The following is a 20047-nucleotide window of genomic DNA, read 5'->3' as shown; positions in this document are numbered from 1 at the left end:
AGAATATTACTCAATAATAACAGGGTAATCTTTATCAACGATTTCCTGAACAAAGGGAGAAGGTTTGCCATGATATGCTACCCAGACCTTTTTCTTGGCTCTGGTTAATGCAACATAAAATAAACGTCGTTCTTCTGCATAACTAAACTCCTCTTCATGAGGAAGTAATGCGCTATCTAGAGATTCTGATCTGATTTTCATCGGAAATTGACCGTCTGTCATTTCAACAATAAAAACATAATCGGCTTCAGTTCCTTTACTCGCATGACACGTTTTATATTCCAAATTTAATCCAGGATAAAACTTTGTCCATTCATCAAAACCATCTGGTTTATGGCTATGGTTTCGCCCCAGAATTAACACTTTATCGCCATCTTTACTGTTTTTAGATAATGACAATAATTCTTTTTCAATTGAATTATGCTCTATCACTTTCACGGCTTTTCTTTTTTGCTTAGTAAAGCTGTTCAGCTCTTTTGTAAGCTGCATCGGGTTTTCTTGGATAAACCTATTTGCCACTGCACCAATTTGATCATTAAAGCGATATGTCGTAGATAAATATGCAATTTGAGTTGATTGAAAACGCTTTTCAAAACCGGTAGTTAAAGATACATCAGCACCTGCAAAACGATAAATCGCTTGCCAATCATCTCCCACAGCAAAGAGCGTTGCTTTTTCTTGATGCGTATTTTCGTTGTGACAAATCGCTTCAATTAAATCTAAACGCTGTGGTGAAATATCTTGATACTCATCCACCATCACAAACGCCCAAGGCAGTGCATATTTTTTATCATTAATATACTGCTTAGCTTTTGAGATCATCAACTCGTAGTCAATCGCTTCTTCATGTTTTAACGTTCGTTCATACGCCTTAAAAAACGGCCAAACGATATTTAATTCACTTTTTAATCGTGCAACATCAAGATGTGATTCTATCTTTTCTAACGTTGATTTTTTATCCAATTGCAATGCATTTAGTTGGCAGATCTGTTTATATAACCATTCTTGAAGCTTCTCATTATGCGATTCTTCTTTTAAATCGACATCACCACGAAGATAAGCAATTGGCCATTTTTTTAGATGTTTTTTCCAACGATTCATCGCCGTCGCATTTTTCCATTCTGAATCAAGTACGTGAACAAACCATTCTTTACGGCTTTTTACATCAGTAACCAGACAAGAAAGTTTAGGCTGTTGGTATTCCGCATGGCGAATAATTTCTAATCCTAATTGATGAAATGTAGCGACCTTTACTTTTTGACCAACATCAAACCCCAATTTCTCGATAATTCTGCCTGACATCTCTTGAGCGGCTTGGCGACCAAAAGCAAGCAATAACACTTCATCAGGCTGTGCCTGGCCACTTTCAATTAAATAATTAACCCGAGCAACAAGGACGCTCGTTTTACCGGAACCAGCACCCGCTAAGACTAAGGTATGATCCTCATTTAATAACAAGGCACTTTGCTGAGATTCATTAAGTGGCTGAGATTCACATCTAGAAAAGAAATCTTTCCATTCTGTTTTTTGTTCCTCTAACCATTCATTATTAAGTTCTGTTAATTGTAACTCTGGATCGGTAAGCCAGTTAAGAACAGGAGCAATACAATTTGGTTGGAGCTGCTCAGCAAGTGGAATTGATAATTGTGTTTGTTCAAACAAATCATACAATTTTTCAACCATTAATAATGCTTCTGTTTGTTTTAAAAAACGACGCTGACCACTAAAGTCTTTAACCAAATTTAACATTTGTGGTTTAAGTTGATTAAGCATCACTATTTTAGATTCTTTCCAATCAGCATACGCATTTAATACGGTATTAATAATGACATCGCATTCTTGCCACGGTAAACCTGACACTCGCCACGCAATTTGTTCATTACGATTATAAAAACACAGAGAACTCCAAATCAACCCTCTTTGAAAGGTAACCTTTCCACTCCATTTATCAAACGGAACAGATACTTGGAACTTATGTGAGGTAAACAACAGCTGCTCTTGCTCTAATTCAAGTTGATAATAATCACCTTGAACTAACCACTGAGCGAAGGTGGTTGCTTTGATCTGCATGATTCAATACTACCTAAGGATAATTATATTTATGGGCATATTTTAAGCACCCATGGATGACTGGAAGAGGGATAGGATATCAGGTTCTTTTTTTGTTGTCCCAGATCAGTATTAAGACAATGATCTACTCTATGTTGCTTTCATCCCTATAGGACTTTGTTATGATAGGCTTTTGCATTATTAGATAATACCTATTGTGAGCTATCGCCAACTTTTTCGTCAATATTGGTCCAATAAAACCATTAATTTCAGTATTCGTGTATTAATCGCTCTAGTTGGCGCGGTTATTCCTTGTTGGTATTTAGAACAAAACACCGCAATTACTCCATTAATTTTAGGCATCATTGCCGCTGCATTAGCAGAAACTGACGATAAATTATCTGGTCGACTCAAGGCTCTTTTCTTAACTTTTATTTGCTTTGCCGTTGCAGCTTTCTCTATTGAGCTTCTTTTTAAAACCCCTATCTTATTTGCGATTGGTCTTTTTTGCTCTACTTTTTCGTTTATCATGCTTGGAGCCTTAGGCCCTCGTTATGCAAGCATCGCATTTGGTTCTTTACTGATCGCTATTTATACCATGCTAGGCGCAGCAGAAAGCCCTAACATATGGTATCAACCTATGCTTCTTCTAGGGGGGGCTGCTTGGTATTATTCAATCTCATTAACTTGGCAAATTTTCTGGCCTTTACAGCCAGTACAACAAAACCTAGCTACCGTTTTTGATACCATGGCGACTTACTTAAATAGTAAAAGTGAGCTATTTCATCCCATCACAAATCTAGTACCTCAGCCTTACCGCCTTCAAGAAGCAAAAAATAACGCACAAATGGTGACGGCGTTGAATAACAGTAAGGCATCTTTATTAACGAGAGCTAAAGGCGGCCATGTTGTTGGTGCAAGCGACCGCTTTCTAAAGATATATTTTATTGCTCAAGACATCCATGAGCGAGTCAGCTCTAGCCATTATCGCTATCAAGATCTTGCTAATACATTTAACCGAAGTGATATTCTCTTTCGCTTTAAGCATTTATTGCATAGCCAATCAGAGGCTTGTAAAGAAGTCGCTCGTTGTTTATCACTTGGTTTACCTTATCAACACGCCCAAACCTCTATTTTTGCATTAGATGAATTACAACAATCCTTAATTGCCCTGAAGGAACAACAGCGACCAGAGTGGCGCTTATCGGTAATTCAGCTTGAATATTTATTTAACAACCTCGCGACGGTTGAACGTCAATTTGCCAATATTAGCAATCCTGAACGAAGTTTAGAAAGCGAAGAAGACACCGTATTGGCTGATCAAGGAGCTCATACCCCTAAAGCAATGTGGCAACGATTAAGAGCGAATCTAACCACTGATTCTGTTCTATTTCGCCACGCTATTCGAATGGCTTTAGCTCTCACTGCTGGTTATGGCATTATTCAAGCATTTGATTTGGATCGCGGCTATTGGATTTTATTGACCACGCTTTTTGTCTGCCAACCAAACTACAGTGCCACAAAAGAAAAACTCGTTGCTCGTGTCGCTGGAACTCTGATCGGACTGTTGGCAGGAACGGCACTGCTCGTTCTGTTTCCTTCTCTGGATAGTCAATTAGTTTTAATGGTTATTGCTGGGGTTTTGTTCTTTGCTTTTCGTCTAGCTAACTATGGCTTTGCTACCGCCTTCATCACAATCTTAGTTTTATTTTGCTTTAACCAATTAGGTGAAGGTTATGCCGTAATTCTTCCTCGTTTGGGAGATACCATTGTTGGCTGTATTTTGGCTGTGGTTGCCGTCACTTATATTTTGCCTGACTGGCAATCCAAGCGCTTACATAAGGTAATGGCTGATACGGTTCATGCCCATCAAGATTACTTATCAAATATTATTGCTCAATATAGGGCGGGGAAAAAAGATTCCCTCCAATATCGACTCTCTCGACGCCAGGCTCATAATAATGAAGCCGCACTTAGTTCTGCCATTAGTAACATGCTTATAGAACCAGGAAAATACCAAACTGCAGTAGACGAATCATTTCGTTTTCTTTGCCTATGTCATGCGATGCTTAGCTATATTTCTGCACTTGGTGCCCATAGAACACGATTAAAAGATGAAGAAACTCATCAATTGGTTGCTGAATCACACCGTATTATTCATTCACATCTGAACCAAATCCAATGTCAGTTTACGAATTCTGACTGTAATGAAGAATTAAATATTATGGCAGAAGAAAGCATTGAGAAACGATTATCTGAATGGCGTGATGAAGATGAGGACTCTGTAAGAATGGTATTACAACAACTGCATTTAATGCATCAAATCCTACCTGAAATGCATTCTTTATCTACGATATTAGGCACTCAGGTTTCTGAAAAAAAATAGCAGTATGAATATACTGCCATTGTTATATGCATTAATTACAGTTAACTAACTGTCCATTGTGATAATGAGCGTTTGAAATCGTTATAACTAAACTCATTCATTTTTTCAATCTGACCGTTGGCTCGCTCACAGTATATAGATGGCATTTTCAAACCGTTAAACCAGTTTAGCTTCACCATGGTATAACCAGCGCTATCTAATAGGTGCAGCTTTTGGCCTATTTCTAATGGTTGTTCAAATTGTGTTTCGCAAAACTGATCTCCCGCTAAACATGAACAAGATCCAATCACATAATTGTATTTCCCATTCTCAGAAGACTCTAATACTGATGCTGGTTCATTATAGATTAAGGTATCAAGACGATGTGCTTCTGTTGCAGAATCAACTATGGCTGTTTTCTTACCATTCTCAACAATATCGACCACACTCACAACAAGATCCGCGGTTTTTGTAATGATCGCTTCGCCTGGCTCAAGATAGAGTTGTACTCCATGCCTCTCTGAAAACGTTTTTAAAACCAATGCTAATTTTTCAACATCATAGTCTGGCCATGTAAAGAACACACCACCCCCTAAACTTACCCACTCTAACTTATCGAGATAAGCACCAAATTTATCTGAAATTGCTTCTAATAATGATGAAAATGCATCTACGTCTTTATTTTCACAATTCATGTGGAACATTACGCCATTGATGCTTTCAAGCACTTGAGGAGCTAGATGATCGGCTTGCACCCCTAAACGCGAAAACTCACGAGCAGGATTGGCCAAGTCTTGGCCTGCATAACTGACTCCGGGATTTAAGCGAAGTCCTATTGATGCCTTTCCTTCAACTAAATGGCGATAAGCTGCAAGTTGCGATTGCGAATTAAAGATCATTTTATCGCAAATATCGACGACTTCTTTTACATCATCTTCACTGTAGCCCACACTGTAAGCATGGGTTTCACCACCAAAAGTCTCATTACCTAATTTGACTTCATAAGGACCACTGCTTGTTGTACCGTCAAGATAAGGTTTAATGATGCTAAATATGCCCCACGTCGAAAAGCATTTTAATGCCAATACTAACTTGACCCCTGATAGCTCTTTTAATCGTTTAGCTACTTCAAGATTAGCAACTAACTTCTTTTCATCAATCATAAAATAAGGTGTTTTTAAGTTATTCTTATTCAATTGAGCTCTCATGATTATGTTCTCTACTGATTTATTTTAACGTGTTGATCTTTGCTTGCCCTGGCACTAGCTCTTGCACATGCCAATCCAAGCCAATTGTTGGCATCGTTTCTAGAAACGGATCAGGATCTAACTGTTCCATATTGAAAACACCAGCATCTGCCCATTTACCATGAAAAAATTGTAATGCTGCAGTAATTGCAGGTACACCTGTAGTATAAGAAATCGCTTGATGCTCTACGTCTTCATATGCCACTTCATGATCGGCATTATTGTAAATAAACACACTGCGCTCTTTTCCGTCTTTTTTACCTTGCACCCAGGTTCCAATACAAGTTAACCCTGTATAACCAGGAGCAAGGGACGTTGGATCTGGCAATAACGCTTTTAATACATGTAGAGGCTGAACAACCGTACCGTCATGCAATGTCAGTGGATCAGGACTTAATAAGCCAATATCACGCATACAATTAAAATAATTTAAGTAGGTATCCCCGAACCCCATCCAAAATTCAATCCGTTTTGCAGGGATAAACTCTTTCATTGAACGTACTTCATCATGTGCCATTGAATAGACTTTATGGCTACCACAATGTGGGAAATCAAATTCAAGCATACGTGTATGACACGGAACTTGCTTCCATTCTCCATTTTCCCAATAGAAAGAATCTCCTTGGATCTCTAACATATTAGTTTCAGGGTCAAAATTGGTTGCAAATTTTTTACCGTGATCACCATTGTTGATATCCATTACATCAATAGTTTCGATCTCATCAAACAGATGCTTAACGGCATAGGCAGCAAATACGCTGACTACGCCGGGATCAAAACCTGCACCTAGAATGCCAGTAATGCCGGCGTCTTTGAATTTTTCACGGTAACCCCATTGCCAATCATAGGCTTCAGGCACTTGTTGTCCTTCTGAGCATAAATCCACAGCTACCGATGTGTCTAAATACGAGACTTGTGCTTGATAGCACGCTTCCATAATTGACATATTTACCCATGGAGGGCCGGCATTAATGACAAGATCAGGCTTAACATCTTCAATAAGAGCAACAAGTGCGTCAATATCATCTGCATTTACGGCTTTTGCTTCTAGTTTTTTCGTCGTATCTTTCAGGTTGTTCTTACCTTTAATCGATTCGATGATCTTTTCACATTTTACAATGATACGAGAAGCAATCGTGATATCACCTAAAGTGTCATTATTTTGAGCTGCTTTATGTGCAATTACCCATCCAACGCCACCGGCGCCAATTTGTAGAATAGACATTATCGTTTTACCCTTATTTTTCTAATTCAATTATTAAATTTTCAATTTTTTCTAATAAAGATTCAAAATCACTGATCTTTAAACATGGATTTAATATGGTGAATTTCAACGCTGTTTTTTCACCCACGACAGTTTCACCTAATACTGCGATTCCACGAATTAACGCTTCAACTCTCAATGTTTTATTAAACTTATCTAAGTCCTTGATATTTGAGTTTTTAACACGAAATAATATGGTTGATAATGAAGGTATTTCCAGTAATTCAAACCCCTCACGATGAGTAATTAATTCAGCGACTTGTTGCGTCTGTTCTAACAGGTGATCGTACATTTTACCGAGCTGTTCTGGCCCAACACTTTGCATTGTCATAAAGACTTTGAGCGCATCAAATCGTTTCGTTGTAGCAATCGATTTATCAACTAAATTAGGCAGTTCATCTTCTTCTCGGTTTAAGTACTCTGCATGATGTAATAAATAACCAAGGTGTGATTTATCTTTCACTAATAGCGCACCACAGCTGACGGTTTGATAAAATAGTTTATGAAAATCAACGCTGAGCGAATCTGCTTTATCAATACCATTCAAACGTTTCTTATGACGACTTAATACCAATGCTCCCCCATAAGCGGCATCAACATGGAACCACATACCTTGTGATTGAGCTAAGTCTGCAAGAGCGGATAAATCATCAATAGCACCATGATCCGTCGTCCCAGCGGTTCCTACTAATACAAAGGGAATGAGCCCACTTTCTTTTAATTCATTCAGCGTTTTTTCTAATGAATTAATATTAATTGTACCGTTATGATTAGCGTCAACACTGCATACTGAACTCTCTCCTAAACCTAATAAAGAGGCCGATTTTTGGACAGTAAAATGTGATTTTTTAGAGCATATAATTCGTAATCTATCCGCATAATCAGGTAAGCCCATTTGTTGAATTGAATGATCACTTATTTTGTCGGCAATCCAATCCCTAGCAAGCAGTAATCCCATTAAATTGCTTTGTGTACCACCGCTAGTAAAAACACCATCTGCCTTATGGCCTAACTGGTATTTCCCACAAACCCAATTAATCACTTTTTGCTCAACGTAAGTTGCAGATGAAGCTTGGTCCCAAGAATCCATTGATTGATTTAAAGCGGCTATCATCGCTTCTGCAGCTATAGCTGGTAATAATGGAGGAGTATGAAGGTGAGCAATACAGTGAGGATGCTGAACAAAGATGGCGTTTTTGACTACCAAATCGATTGTGCTATCAATAACATCACGCAAATTATGTGGCTTACTGTCTAAATCAACGTTATGGATTGCTTGTTCGAGCTGTGCTGGTTCAAGTCCAGAGTAAGGCTTATCTATCTTTTCAAACACAGAAGATAATGCTTTGTTGGTGTGATTTAACATCGTGAGGAATTGCTCAGATCCTCCTTCACCAGTTTGGATAAAATGCGGCTTCCAACTGTCTTGAGGATCTTGCTCATTTTGAACTTCAGGCGAGAGTGAAACAATGGCCTCTTCTAGTACTTTTAACGCAAAATCTATTTGCTCAAGGCTAATAATTAAAGGCGGTAAAAAGCGAAGAACTGACCCATCTCGGCCTCCTTTTTCAATCATAAGCCCACGCTCTAAGGAAGCTCGTTGAATAGCTAATGTGAGTTCGCCATCACTGTTTGGTTCTCCAAATTTATTTTTACTTCCGTCTCTTTGTTGGATCTCGACACCCAACATCAGACCACGACCACGCACCTCAGCAATACAACTGACTCGCTGTTGAATTGCTTGTAATCCTTTTTTAAAATATTCTCCAACAACTTGTGCCTTAGTAACTAAACTATCACGTTGTATTATCTCTAATGCTTTTGACCCTGATACCATAGCAAGCTGGTTTCCTCTAAAGGTTCCCGTGTGCTCTCCTGCATTCCAAGTATCTATCGTCTTGTTAAAGACAAGCAATGACATTGGCAATCCACCACCAATTGCTTTTGATAGACAAAGAATATCAGGCGTGATCCCTGACTCTTCAAATGCAAAGTTGTACCCAGACTTAGCTACACCACATTGAATTTCATCAAGGATCAAGAGAATATTATGTTCGTCACAGACTCTGCGTAATTCTTTTAACCAAAATGCGGGCGCTGGAATAACACCACCCTCACCTTGAATTGGTTCAACGATCATGGCTGCAGGTTTCATAATTCCAGCTTCATCGTCATTTAATAAACGTTCGATATAGCGAATACTCGCTTCTGCACCTGCATCACCACCGATACCAAAAGGACAGCGAAGGTCGTATGGGAATGGCATAAAATGAACCTCTGACATTAATCCCGTTCGACGAGCTTTTGTTCCGAGATTCCCCATTAACCCCATCGTGCCATTAGTCATACCATGATAAGCACCACGAAAAGCAAACATAGTGTTTCGGCCTGTCGTTTGCTTTGCTAACTTGATTGCCGCTTCTACAGCATCGGCACCGGAAGGTCCGCAAAATTGAATAACCGAGGACTCTGAGAAATAAGAAGGTAAGAATGATTTTACCTGTTGAATAAATTTATTTTTAACAGGAGTGGTTATATCTAGTGTTTGGTACGGTAACCCTGAATCTAGATGATCCTTTAGTGCTTGATTAATTTCGGGGTGGTTATAACCTAATGCGAGTGTACCTGCTCCCGCAAGACAATCTAAATAAATTTGACCCCGAGTATCCTCAACCAATGCACCACACGCTTGTTGTATCGCTATAGGAAAACGATGAGGATATGATCGTACTTTGGATTCATTTTCAGACTGTTCAACGACATTATGATCTGGAGTTAAGTCATAAAGCTCATCGACAATAGGAGTTTCAACTGAAAATTTTGGTATTACAATGTCAGTATTGACATCAAAAAGTGTACTCATTTTTCTAACCTTGAAAAATCATATATTCCTTTAACTTACCCGTGCTCTTTTTTTGACAAAATAATGCCAAAAACTAAAAGTGAGAAAAGTTAAGATGTAAAAATGCATTCCATAGCAATGTGCTTATGGAAATTAAGCCAAGTGATGGCTATGATTTTTCAAAGATTCAAGGTTCAGTAATGCTTCCAGCGTCAAGAACCGGACAGATTGGAAAGATAAAGCGGATTGTGGTGTGTAATTTAAATTCGTTCACTGTTGGGTTTCCCATAAACGTGACATTTTGTCACTAGTATCCCTTCTATCAACAATAACCTTGTTGATACCTACCCTACGTATTTACTATTTCATTTGATAGTAAAACGCGTCTCCCCCAGAACGGTTCCGAGATTGTGAATGAAAATAACATATCTGTTCATAACATGGCAATGATTTTCCATAATAGAAGTATCATTTAGATCTTACTATTAATAAATAATGGCCTTTACCAAGTAAGCTATTCTAATTGAAGGCAATCTATAGCGTTATTCTACTTTGCTACAAACGTCAAAAAGCCCAACCATTTCTGATTGGGCTTCTGCTTTCTATTTAAAGAAACTAGAGCAACACACGAGGCTCCCGATCTTCGAGGTGCTAGGCGTGACCTCAACCTTGGCAAGGTTGCGCTCTACCAGCTGAGTTGATAGTTATTGAGGTAATGAGTCGAGCCTCTTCTTACTTTGCTACAAACGTCAAAAAGCCCAACCATTTCTGATTGGGCTTCTACTTTCTATTTAAAGAAACTAAAGCGACACACGAGGCTCCCGATCTTCGAGGTGCTAGGCGTGACCTCAACCGTGGCAAGGTTGCGCTCTACCAGTTGAATTGATAGTTATTGAGGTCATGAGTCGAGCCTCTTCTTACTCTGCTACAAACGTAAAAAAGCCCAACCATTTCTGATTGGGCTTCTTAATTTGGAGCGACACACGAGGCTCGAACTCGTGACCTCAACCTTGGCAAGGTTGCGCTCTACCAGCTGAGCTAGTGTCGCATGCTATATCTTGCGATATAGACTTTAATAGATGGTGCCCCGGGCCGGACTTGAACCGGCACAGCGCGAACGCCGAGGGATTTTAAATCCCTTGTGTCTACCAATTCCACCACCAGGGCACGCAATTCTTTATTGCGATGCTCCCAACCAATGCGCTTTAATAATAAAGCAGGTTAGACACCATCTTTTAAGCAGTCTGCCAATGTTACTTGACTACTTTTTACAAATTTGGAGCGACACACGAGGCTCGAACTCGTGACCTCAACCTTGGCAAGGTTGCGCTCTACCAGCTGAGCTAGTGTCGCAAGTCTTCTCTTTAAAAGAGAATGGAGGCGCCTCCCGGAATCGAACCGAGGTTCACGGATTTGCAATCCGCTGCATAGCCACTCTGCCAAGGCGCCGTTGTAATCCAAATTATCTAGCGGCTTATTTGCTGCCTTCCTCTTGGGTACAGGACGCATTTTACTGATTCAGCACTTAGAGTCAACACTATTTTTGTGTTTTTGTTTCGTTTGAATAAAATGCACTCAAAATGAATATAAAACAAACGAAAACAAGCTCTTCAAACAGCTTAAGGAACAAGATAATTGAAAAAATGATGTTTATGTTAAAGAAAATACTAATACAAAAGCTTGTTATATCAGATCACTATGCGTGGTTTATTTTTAAGATATAAAAAAAGCGAACCAAAGTTCGCTTTTCATCTCGATTATCTATCTAATCATCTGCATTAAGCAAATCATCTTTTGCTGCAGCTAGGTATTGAACCATAGACCAGTAGGTTAAAATTGTCGCTACATAAAGTGCAACATAGCCAACCCACACCATCCAATCATCATAACGCCAAATCAAAACCCACAAAGCAAACATTTGAGAAACCGTTTTTACTTTACCTACCCACGACACCGCAACACTTGCCCGCTTACCAATTTCAGCCATCCACTCTCTCAATGCTGAAATAATAAGTTCACGTCCAATCATTGTTATTGCAGGAATAGTAATCCAAACAGAATGATAATGCTCTGTAATCAAAATTAAAGCCGCTGCGACCATTACTTTATCAGCGACAGGGTCTAAAAAAGCACCAAAACGAGAAGTTTGACCGAGTTTTCTTGCTAATAATCCATCTAACCAATCTGTAAAACCTGCAACCCAGAATACCATTGCAGCAGCAACCGCTGACCATTCATAAGGTAGGTAAAAAACAACAACAAACACTGGAATAAGTGCTAGTCGAATAAACGTAAGTATATTTGGTATCGTTAATCGCATAATAATTCTTAAATTTTGGTCGGCTGATCCTATGGTGCGCTTTTTTTACCCGTGTTTCAACGCATCCTGTATTTTTTCTGCCAAAGAATGACTAATTCCAGGCACTTTGGCTATTTCTTCAACACTTGCACTTTTTAATTCTTGTAGACCACCTAAATATTGCAATAAAGCCTGTCTTCGTTTCGGACCAACCCCTTCGATATTTTGTAACGTACTGGTTTTTCTTACTTTCGCACGTTGTGCTCGATGACCACTAATCGCGTGATTATGACTTTCATCCCTAATATGTTGAATTAAATGCAAAGCAGGTGAATCACTTGGCATTGAAAATTCTTCACCCGACGTTTTGACCAAAGTCTCCAACCCGTGTTTACGTGTCACCCCTTTTGCGATACCCAGCAAAAGAGGCTGTTTTGGCCAATCATCCCAATGCTTAGAGATAACATCATAAGCTCTGTTTAACTGCCCTTTACCGCCATCAATAAAGACAATGTCTGGAATTTTATCCACATCAAGCTGTTTACTGTAACGACGTTCAAGTACTTGAGCCATCGCTGCGTAATCATCCCCTCCGGTTATTCCAGTTATATTATACCGCCTATACTCTGCTTTTACTGGTCCTTCCTGATTAAAAACAACGCACGAAGCAACCGTCTTCTCTCCCATTGTGTGGCTAATATCAAAACATTCCATCCTTTGGATCGACGCTAAAGATAATGCCTCTTCAAGCTGTTTAAATCTCTGATAAATAGTTAGCTTATGATTAGATTTACTCGTCAATGCAGTTAACGCATTCGTATCTGCTAGCTTTAAATATCGCCCTTTTATTCCTTTCGGGTTTAACTGAAAAATAACCTTTCGCCCAGAGAGCTCGGTTAGCGCCGTTTCTAAACTATCACCGTTGAATTCGAAGCTTGTCACCACTCTATTCGGTATCGTTCGACCTTGAGAATGGTTTAAATAGTATTGTGTCAAAAAGCTTAGAAATACTTCATCTTTTTCTGTTTTAGCCGGGATCTTAGGAAAGAAACTACGACTTCCTAAAATTTCACCTTGTCTAATCATCAACAAGTGAATGCAAGCTAGCCCATTCTCTATAGCAAAACCAAGAACATCAAGATCATCACCACTATCATCAGATACATACTGTTGTTCTTGTACTCGTCTCATCGCTTGAATTTGATCTCGGATCGTAGCTGCTTTTTCAAATTTCAATGACTGACTTGCGTCTTCCATTTGTTCTACTAGTGTTTGAATAACTTGTCTGTCTTTCCCTTGCAAAAATAAACGAATAAATTCAGTTTGCTCTTTGTATTCTTCATCGCTGATAATTCCTTTTACACAAGGCGCTAAACAACGCCCAATTTGATACATCAAGCAAGGTCGATGGCGGTTTGCATAGACAGAATCTTCGCATTGACGAATAGGAAAAAGTTTTTGAATAAGGTGTAGGCTTTCTCTTACCGCTCCAGAATCTGGATAAGGACCAAAATACTCCCCTTTTTTTCGTTTCGTTCCGCGATGGATAGAGATCCTAGGATGCTGATGATTCGAAATGAAAATATAAGGATATGACTTATCGTCTCTAAGCAATACATTATATTTAGGTAAATACTGCTTAATATAATTGTGCTCTAGAATAAGAGCTTCGGTTTCTGAGTGTGTTACCGTTACATCTATTTGAGCAATATGAGTAACAAGCGCTTTAGTTTTTTCTGAAGGGATATTACTACGAAAATAACTAGATAATCGTTTTTTTAAATCTTTGGCTTTACCTACATAAATAACGTCAGCCTCAGTGTTATACATACGATAAACACCAGGCTGATGAGTTACTGATTTTAAGAAAGCAGTTGAATCAAAAGAAGACACTACAATGTCTCAGCATCTAAAATACCATGACGAATAGCTAAATGAGTTAATTCTACATCACCACTGATACTCAATTTACTGAATAATCGATAACGATAACTGTTTACTGTTTTTGGGCTTAAATTCAGTTGTTCGGAAATATCCGTTACTTTCTCGCCCTTAGTAATCATAATCATTATTTGTAATTCACGTTCTGACAACTCTTTAAATGGGTTTTCAGAATCAGGCGTAAATTGACTTAATGCCATTTGTTGCGCGATTTCAGGAGACAAGTAACGTTGCCCACTTTGCACCATTCGAATAGCGTTAACCATTTCGTCTGGGCCTGCTCCTTTCGTTAAATAACCAGCAGCACCAGCTTGCATTACTTTCGTTGGAAATGGATTTTCAGTATGAATCGTTAATACTATTACTTTCATATCTGGATTGAATCGTAAAATCTTTTTCGTGGCTTCTAGGCCACCAATGCCAGGCATGTTCATATCCATTAGAACAATATCTGCCTGTTCTGTTCGACACCATTTTACGGCGTCTTCACCGCTGTGAGCTTCCCCTACTACTTTAATTCCACGGACGTCTTCAAGAATACGTCTAATCCCTGTGCGAACCAGCTCATGATCATCTACAAGGAAAACTCTAATCACAACTGACACTCCGACTTAATTTACCGCTACCTCGATTGAGGTGAATTTTATGCTCTATTTTACCTTAAAAAATAAGGCTGTCTCGTATTGATTATGCGTTAAGACGCAAAGTTTTACTATTAAAATAGTCTTGACTTTAGGTCCTATTTATCTATACCAATCACGTATAAAAAAATAAGTATATGAAATAAGGAAGTAAATTTCCACTCTCAGATATTAATATACAATAAAAAGATTCGTTAAAATAGACCTAATTGCGATGCTGATAATTGCGTAAAATCTAATCCTATAAAGGGAAGGATCCCATCCGCAATGGGTTTTAATTGTTTTTCAACATAGTGATCATAATCGATTGGACTCCTTAGAAATTCTATCGGTTCAGGTCCTGATGTTGTAATAATATATTCAATCCAGCCACCGTATTGATATTGAGGTGGTTTCCCCATTTTTTGACGATGATAATCAGCTAATCTCGCCGCTTTAACATGAGGAGGAACGTTTTTTTGATAATCATCTAGCTTTCGTCTTAACCGTTTTCTATAAATTAATTGATCATCTAACTTTCCTGATTTCGTATCATCCACATAAGTACGAACATACTCTTTGACTTCTTGTTGATGAAACACTTTATCAAATAGTACTTTTTGGAACGTTTGTGACAGAGGTGTCCAATCAGTCCTTACCGTCTCTAATCCTTTAAAAATAATCTCTTCTTTGCCATTATTCCTTATCAATCCTGCATAACGTTTTTTTGACCCCGTTTCCGATCCTCTGATCGTTGGCATCAAAAAAGTACGGTAATGCGTTTCATATTCAATTTCTAAGGCTGAATCAATGTTGTAAATTGATGTTAAATGTTGAGTCCACCATTGGTTAATATGCGAAACTAAACTCTGCCCAATATCATCTGCTTCTTTTGATGATATCGATTTTCCTAAAGTAACAAATGTCGAATCCGTATCGCCATAAATAACCTCATAGCCTTTTTCTTCAATTAGCTCTCGAGTAGTTTTCATGATCTCATGCCCACGCATCGTAATTGAAGATGCTAATCGATGATCAAAGAATCGACACCCTGATGAGCCTAAAACGCCATAAAAAGAGTTCATGATTATCTTAATCGCTTGGGAAAAAGCTTTTTCATTATTGCGCTTTGCTTCATCTCTAGCTGACCATAAAGATTCAATTAATGCAGGTAAAAAGTGTTTTGTCCTATGAAAACGCCCACCTCTAAACCCCTCAATCGCTTGCTCAGGCTCTTTTCCTATCTCTTGCTTTAATCCTTCAATTAATCCAAGAGGATCGATTCTAAATGTTCGAATGATTGAGGGATATAGTGATTTAAAATCAAGAACGAGTACTGACTCATACAACCCTGGCTTTGAATTCATAACATAGCCTCCAGGACTTGCTATCCAATTTTCACTTTCCAAGTTAGGCGCGACATAACCTGAGCGATGTAACCTTGGTAAATACAAATTAGTAAAAGCAGCAACAGATCCTCCTACACGGTCTAATTCCACGCCAGTTAATTTGGTTCGTTCAATAACAAATTCAATCAAATGCGTTAATTCAAAGATACGGGTAACTAAAATACAATCTTGTAGGTTATATTTAGCGAGTGATTGCTTATCTTCACGATACATTCGATTAATTTCCCCCATACGATCACTTGGGTCATGTATCGATTTACCCTCATTCAGTAACTCTTGCGCTACTGATTCTAAAGACCAACTCGAAAAGTGATACGTCGCGGTTTTAAGTGCATCAATGCCATCTAGCACCACTCTTCCTGGAAAAGAAAGAAAACCTTGTTGACGATTTTTATCTGAATCTCGCCAATATAACGTGCTATTGCCTCTACCTATTCGAAAAGCTAGGTTATGCCATTTCGCTCGTTGGATTAATAATCTGAAATCGAAATTAATAACATTCCAACCAATCACAATATCAGGGTCAAATGTCTGGAACCAATGCTCAAGAGCGAGTAACAGGGCTTTTTCATTATCAACCCATTGAATAGATAGATCTGAATGCTCTGGCTCTCCGATCATAATAATTCGAGAATCTAAGTCACTATGCAGCGCTACTGAATATAAAATACCTTTTTCAGAACATTCGATATCAAGCGACACTTTTGTGAATTGAGGTGAAATGGAAGCTGATTTTATTTTAACGTTACGATATTCAACATAGCCTCTTTTTTGTATCGCGGAGCCTACAAAATTCAAGCCACCACAAATAAAACGCTCCATTAAATATCGATCAGCTAATCGAATATCACTTTCAAAAATAGGTAAACCAGCTTGTTCAATCAACTGACTCATTTGACGTTTTTGTTGAGTTGTTGAAAAGTAAAGACCTACAACTGGTTGGTGGTGAAAAGTTGTTAATTGAATATTCTTAATAAGATAAGGAATATTCTCTGATTTCAATAAAGATTCATATTCAGATAAGCGTTCTTGTAAAATAAAGGCAACGGCTTGTTCATTCTCAACCAGTAAGTGTGCGATGTGGTCATCACATTTAACCCATAAGTCGATCAAAGTATTAGAGTTTATCTCTTTATTTTGTCGAGTAAGTAAAAAGCCACTCTGATATGAATTCAATGCTTACCCTATTCTTCTTTCAATTTTATTAAACTCACTGACAACCCAACCGCCAAACTCTTCTAATAAGGCAATGGTTGAACGTTTAGGGATTTTACGTCCTTTTAATAACATAACGACCCTTTCAATTTCAGTTTGTTTTTCTGGATAATATTCCAAAAATTTTCGAGCACAAAGCACAGGATGATCATACCAACCTTTATCTCTATGCATGACTAAAGAGTAGCAGCTTCGTAATAATTTTTTGGCTATCGTTTTTTGTTGTTCGACTTGAACATTAATGCTGGTACTCACTGATATTTTTTTTGTATATACCTGTAGCCACTCCTGTATATCCATATTCATATTTTTTGCGATTTCCCAGCTGGGTTCAAAATCACCAAATCGAGTAGATAAATCATCACCCAAAATACAAACACAACAATGACGAAGCCAAAAGCCCCAACTGAATATTGATTCTAGCTGCAATACTTCAGTTACTTCACCAATAGTAAAAGTAACCCCTGTGATTTGCGGGTATTTCGATTGAAACCTTATTTTAATGGTATTAATTAAGGTTTGTTCTTTATTGGTTAAGGGCACCGTTGTAATCAAGGTTACATCTAAGTTAGATCGTCCAGAAATTGCTTCACGCCTTGCTACGCTACCATATAGATAAATACTATGAATCGATTTAGGCACAGCTGAGCGGACATGAACAATAAGATCTTGAATGGCAGGTTCGAATTCTTTTTGAAAGGGTGAATGTTTATCAATATTAGGTAAAGTATAACGAGACACAAAGCACTCCAATCTGTGTAAACAAGAGGGTTATGATCGCGATTTAAGGAATAAAAAGCAATAAAAAACCGGCCATGATGACCGGTTAATTTATAACTAAAAAACGCTTATGCTGTTACTGTACGCTTTTTAGACAGAACCATTAAACCACTACAAACAAGGATAAAGGCAGCGGTAGAAGCAAGGAATGCCATCAATACAGAACCAGTAAAACCAAGCGCAATATAGCCAACCGCAGAAACAGCGGCAATTGATAATGCATAAGGTAATTGAGTTGCAACGTGGTCAATATGACTACAACGAGCCCCCGTTGAAGATAGAATTGTCGTATCTGAAATTGGTGAACAGTGATCACCAAATACAGAGCCCGCCAATACTGCCCCTAACATAGGTAAGATAAGCGTAATGTCGGTTGCACCAGCCATATCACCAGCAATTGGAAGCATAATACCGAATGTACCCCATGAAGTACCTGTACTAAATGCCATTAGACCAGATAATAGGAATAGAATTACTGGGATCCAATGAATACCAATGCTACCTTGCGCTAGACTAGATAGGTAAGAACCAGTTTGCATATCACCAATGACAGAACCAATAGTCCATGCAAAGAATAGGATTAAGATTGCACCAAACATCGATTTCGCACCAATCCACATTGTCATACCAATGTCTTTTAGTGATATATCCTGACGAAACACAGTAACTAATGAAGCGGCTAAACCAATTAAACCACCGTAGCATAGTGACGCGCCAACATTCGTATTTTCAAATGCACCCAGAATATTAAATTCTTTGCCGTCACTAATTAATGCTTGTCCACCCGTGTATATCATGAAGAAAATAGTTGCCACAATAAGTACGATAATAGGGAAAATCAAATCAGATACTTTACCTGTTTCACTTTCCTTAATATTTAATTCTTCATTTAAGTCTTTAGATTCCGCATTAACCGCTTGATCATCAAATCCATTACCACGCGCGGCTTCATTTTCATGATCACGCATTGGGCCAACATCTAATTGGAACCAAACAACAGCGAATACCATTAATAGTGCAAACACAGCATAAAAGTTCATAGGGATCAGGCGAACATAGGCACCTAATGCCGAATATTCAGTCACGCCGTGTGAAACTAAAATACCACCAATAATAGTAATGATATAAGCACCCCAACTTGAAGCTGGCATTAATACACACATTGGAGCGGCAGTTGAATCTAGAATATAAGCAAGCTTGGCTCTTGAAACATAAAAACGGTCAGTTACAGGGCGGGATATTGAACCAACAGCTAAGCTATTAAAATAATCATCAACAAAAATAAAGACACCAAGAGAAGCAGCAAGTAGTTTTGCACCACGTTTACTTTTAATTCTTGTTTGTGCCCATTCAGCGAATGCACGAGTACCACCAGAAAGAGTCAATAACGCTGTTGTCATACCTAATAAAATAAGGAAAGCAACAATACTCATATTCCAAGAATTAATAGAACCACCATCGATGAAAACACCTTTAACAGAACTAAAAGTATAAGACGCAGTGCCAGAAATGGAGTAATTAGACAGCAGAATTGCGCCTAAAACGATACCCACACCAAGAGAAAGTAGTACTCGGCGAGTAACAATTGCCAAGCCCAAAGCAACTAATGGGGGCAATATTGATATCGGAGAATTTGAAAAATCAGCTAAGTTCATGATCTACAGCAACCAGTTTGGTTGGAGATCTACTGCAGATACGGCGGTGCCGCTAAGGAAGTGAATAGAAAAACATTTCCCTACAGTAGCGCTCCATAGTTAAAAAATAAATTGACTATGGCAGTGTTATTCCTTTTCAAAATAACCCCAGCTAATACGTTTGATTAACGTAATTAACTTCGGCACTGACTCCTTTCAATTGCCGTCATCAGAATCACCCTATGACAATTTACTTTTAGGCAGTGCGCCTCTACCCGTTTAGGTGCGACCATTGTACGGGTTGAACACAATTTTGCAATACTATATATGTGTATTTTAACATTAGTACACCAGACCACTCAAATGGGTAGCCTATCAATAT

General features: G+C 38.4%; 11 protein-coding genes, 4 tRNA genes and 1 riboswitch. Of the genes, 1 reads left to right on the top strand and 14 read right to left on the bottom strand.

All coding sequences use genetic code 11. The annotated features are described in order from the left end of the window. Positions 1–6: 6 nt before the first annotated feature. Entirely contained in the window at positions 7–2070 is a 2064-nt protein-coding gene (helD, locus tag A6E03_RS13785) for a DNA helicase IV (protein WP_065601085.1), read from the bottom strand. A 196-nt stretch (positions 2071–2266) separates the two neighbouring features. Between helD and yccS the strand changes: the two genes are divergently transcribed. Beyond that, positions 2267–4435, top strand: coding sequence for a YccS family putative transporter (yccS, locus tag A6E03_RS13780; RefSeq protein ID WP_065592963.1), 2169 nt, complete (start codon positions 2267–2269; stop codon positions 4433–4435). 41 nt (positions 4436–4476) lie between these two features. Here the strand turns inward: yccS and nspC are convergent, their stop codons facing one another. From nspC to A6E03_RS13715, 13 genes are all read right to left on the bottom strand, one after another. Next, positions 4477–5610 carry a carboxynorspermidine decarboxylase gene (gene nspC, locus A6E03_RS13775; protein WP_176703487.1) on the bottom strand — a complete coding sequence of 378 codons (1134 nt, stop codon included), beginning with the start codon at positions 5608–5610 and terminating at the stop codon, positions 4477–4479. A gap of 31 nt (positions 5611–5641) precedes the next feature. Next, complete coding sequence (locus A6E03_RS13770; protein ID WP_065601083.1) at positions 5642–6886, bottom strand: carboxynorspermidine synthase; 1245 nt, start codon at positions 6884–6886, stop codon at positions 5642–5644. Between the two features lie 13 nt (positions 6887–6899). Beyond that, on the bottom strand, positions 6900–9788 hold the full coding sequence (locus A6E03_RS13765) for a pyridoxal phosphate-dependent class III aminotransferase (RefSeq protein ID WP_065601082.1): 2889 nt from the start codon (positions 9786–9788) through the stop codon (positions 6900–6902). Between the two features lie 951 nt (positions 9789–10739). Further along, positions 10740–10815, bottom strand: a tRNA-Gly gene (locus A6E03_RS13760). A 32-nt stretch (positions 10816–10847) separates the two neighbouring features. Next, a tRNA-Leu gene (locus A6E03_RS13755) sits at positions 10848–10934 on the bottom strand. 110 nt (positions 10935–11044) lie between these two features. After that, positions 11045–11120: transfer RNA gene (locus tag A6E03_RS13750), tRNA-Gly, on the bottom strand. Positions 11121–11142: 22 nt separating this feature from the next. Beyond that, positions 11143–11216, bottom strand: a tRNA-Cys gene (locus A6E03_RS13745). Positions 11217–11532: 316 nt separating this feature from the next. After that, complete coding sequence (gene pgsA / locus A6E03_RS13740; RefSeq protein WP_065592959.1) at positions 11533–12087, bottom strand: CDP-diacylglycerol--glycerol-3-phosphate 3-phosphatidyltransferase; 555 nt, start codon at positions 12085–12087, stop codon at positions 11533–11535. 45 nt (positions 12088–12132) lie between these two features. Next, entirely contained in the window at positions 12133–13959 is a 1827-nt protein-coding gene (uvrC, locus tag A6E03_RS13735) for an excinuclease ABC subunit UvrC (protein WP_065601081.1), read from the bottom strand. After that, positions 13959–14603: a UvrY/SirA/GacA family response regulator transcription factor gene (gene uvrY / locus A6E03_RS13730; RefSeq protein ID WP_065592957.1), complete on the bottom strand. Its 645-nt coding sequence runs from the start codon at positions 14601–14603 to the stop codon at positions 13959–13961. Before uvrY ends, uvrC begins: the two co-directional genes overlap by 1 nt. A 239-nt stretch (positions 14604–14842) precedes the next feature. Continuing rightward, positions 14843–17212 carry a DNA polymerase II gene (locus A6E03_RS13725; RefSeq protein ID WP_065601080.1) on the bottom strand — a complete coding sequence of 790 codons (2370 nt, stop codon included), beginning with the start codon at positions 17210–17212 and terminating at the stop codon, positions 14843–14845. Between the two features lie 3 nt (positions 17213–17215). Then, positions 17216–17992, bottom strand: a complete 777-nt coding sequence (locus A6E03_RS13720; RefSeq protein WP_065601079.1) for a nucleotidyltransferase domain-containing protein — start codon at positions 17990–17992, stop codon at positions 17216–17218. Positions 17993–18099: 107 nt separating this feature from the next. Then, positions 18100–19686: a Na+/H+ antiporter NhaC family protein gene (locus A6E03_RS13715; RefSeq protein ID WP_065592954.1), complete on the bottom strand. Its 1587-nt coding sequence runs from the start codon at positions 19684–19686 to the stop codon at positions 18100–18102. A 78-nt stretch (positions 19687–19764) separates the two neighbouring features. Beyond that, a riboswitch (Lysine riboswitch) is annotated at positions 19765–19947 on the bottom strand. Between the last annotated feature and the right edge of the window lie 100 nt (positions 19948–20047).

This window comes from Aliivibrio sp. 1S128 (genome assembly GCF_001691065.1).
In the GTDB taxonomy this organism is placed as follows: domain Bacteria; phylum Pseudomonadota; class Gammaproteobacteria; order Enterobacterales; family Vibrionaceae; genus Aliivibrio.
The sequence above is the reverse complement of the archived record's forward strand: the minus strand, read 5'-3'. Positions and strand labels throughout refer to the sequence as shown.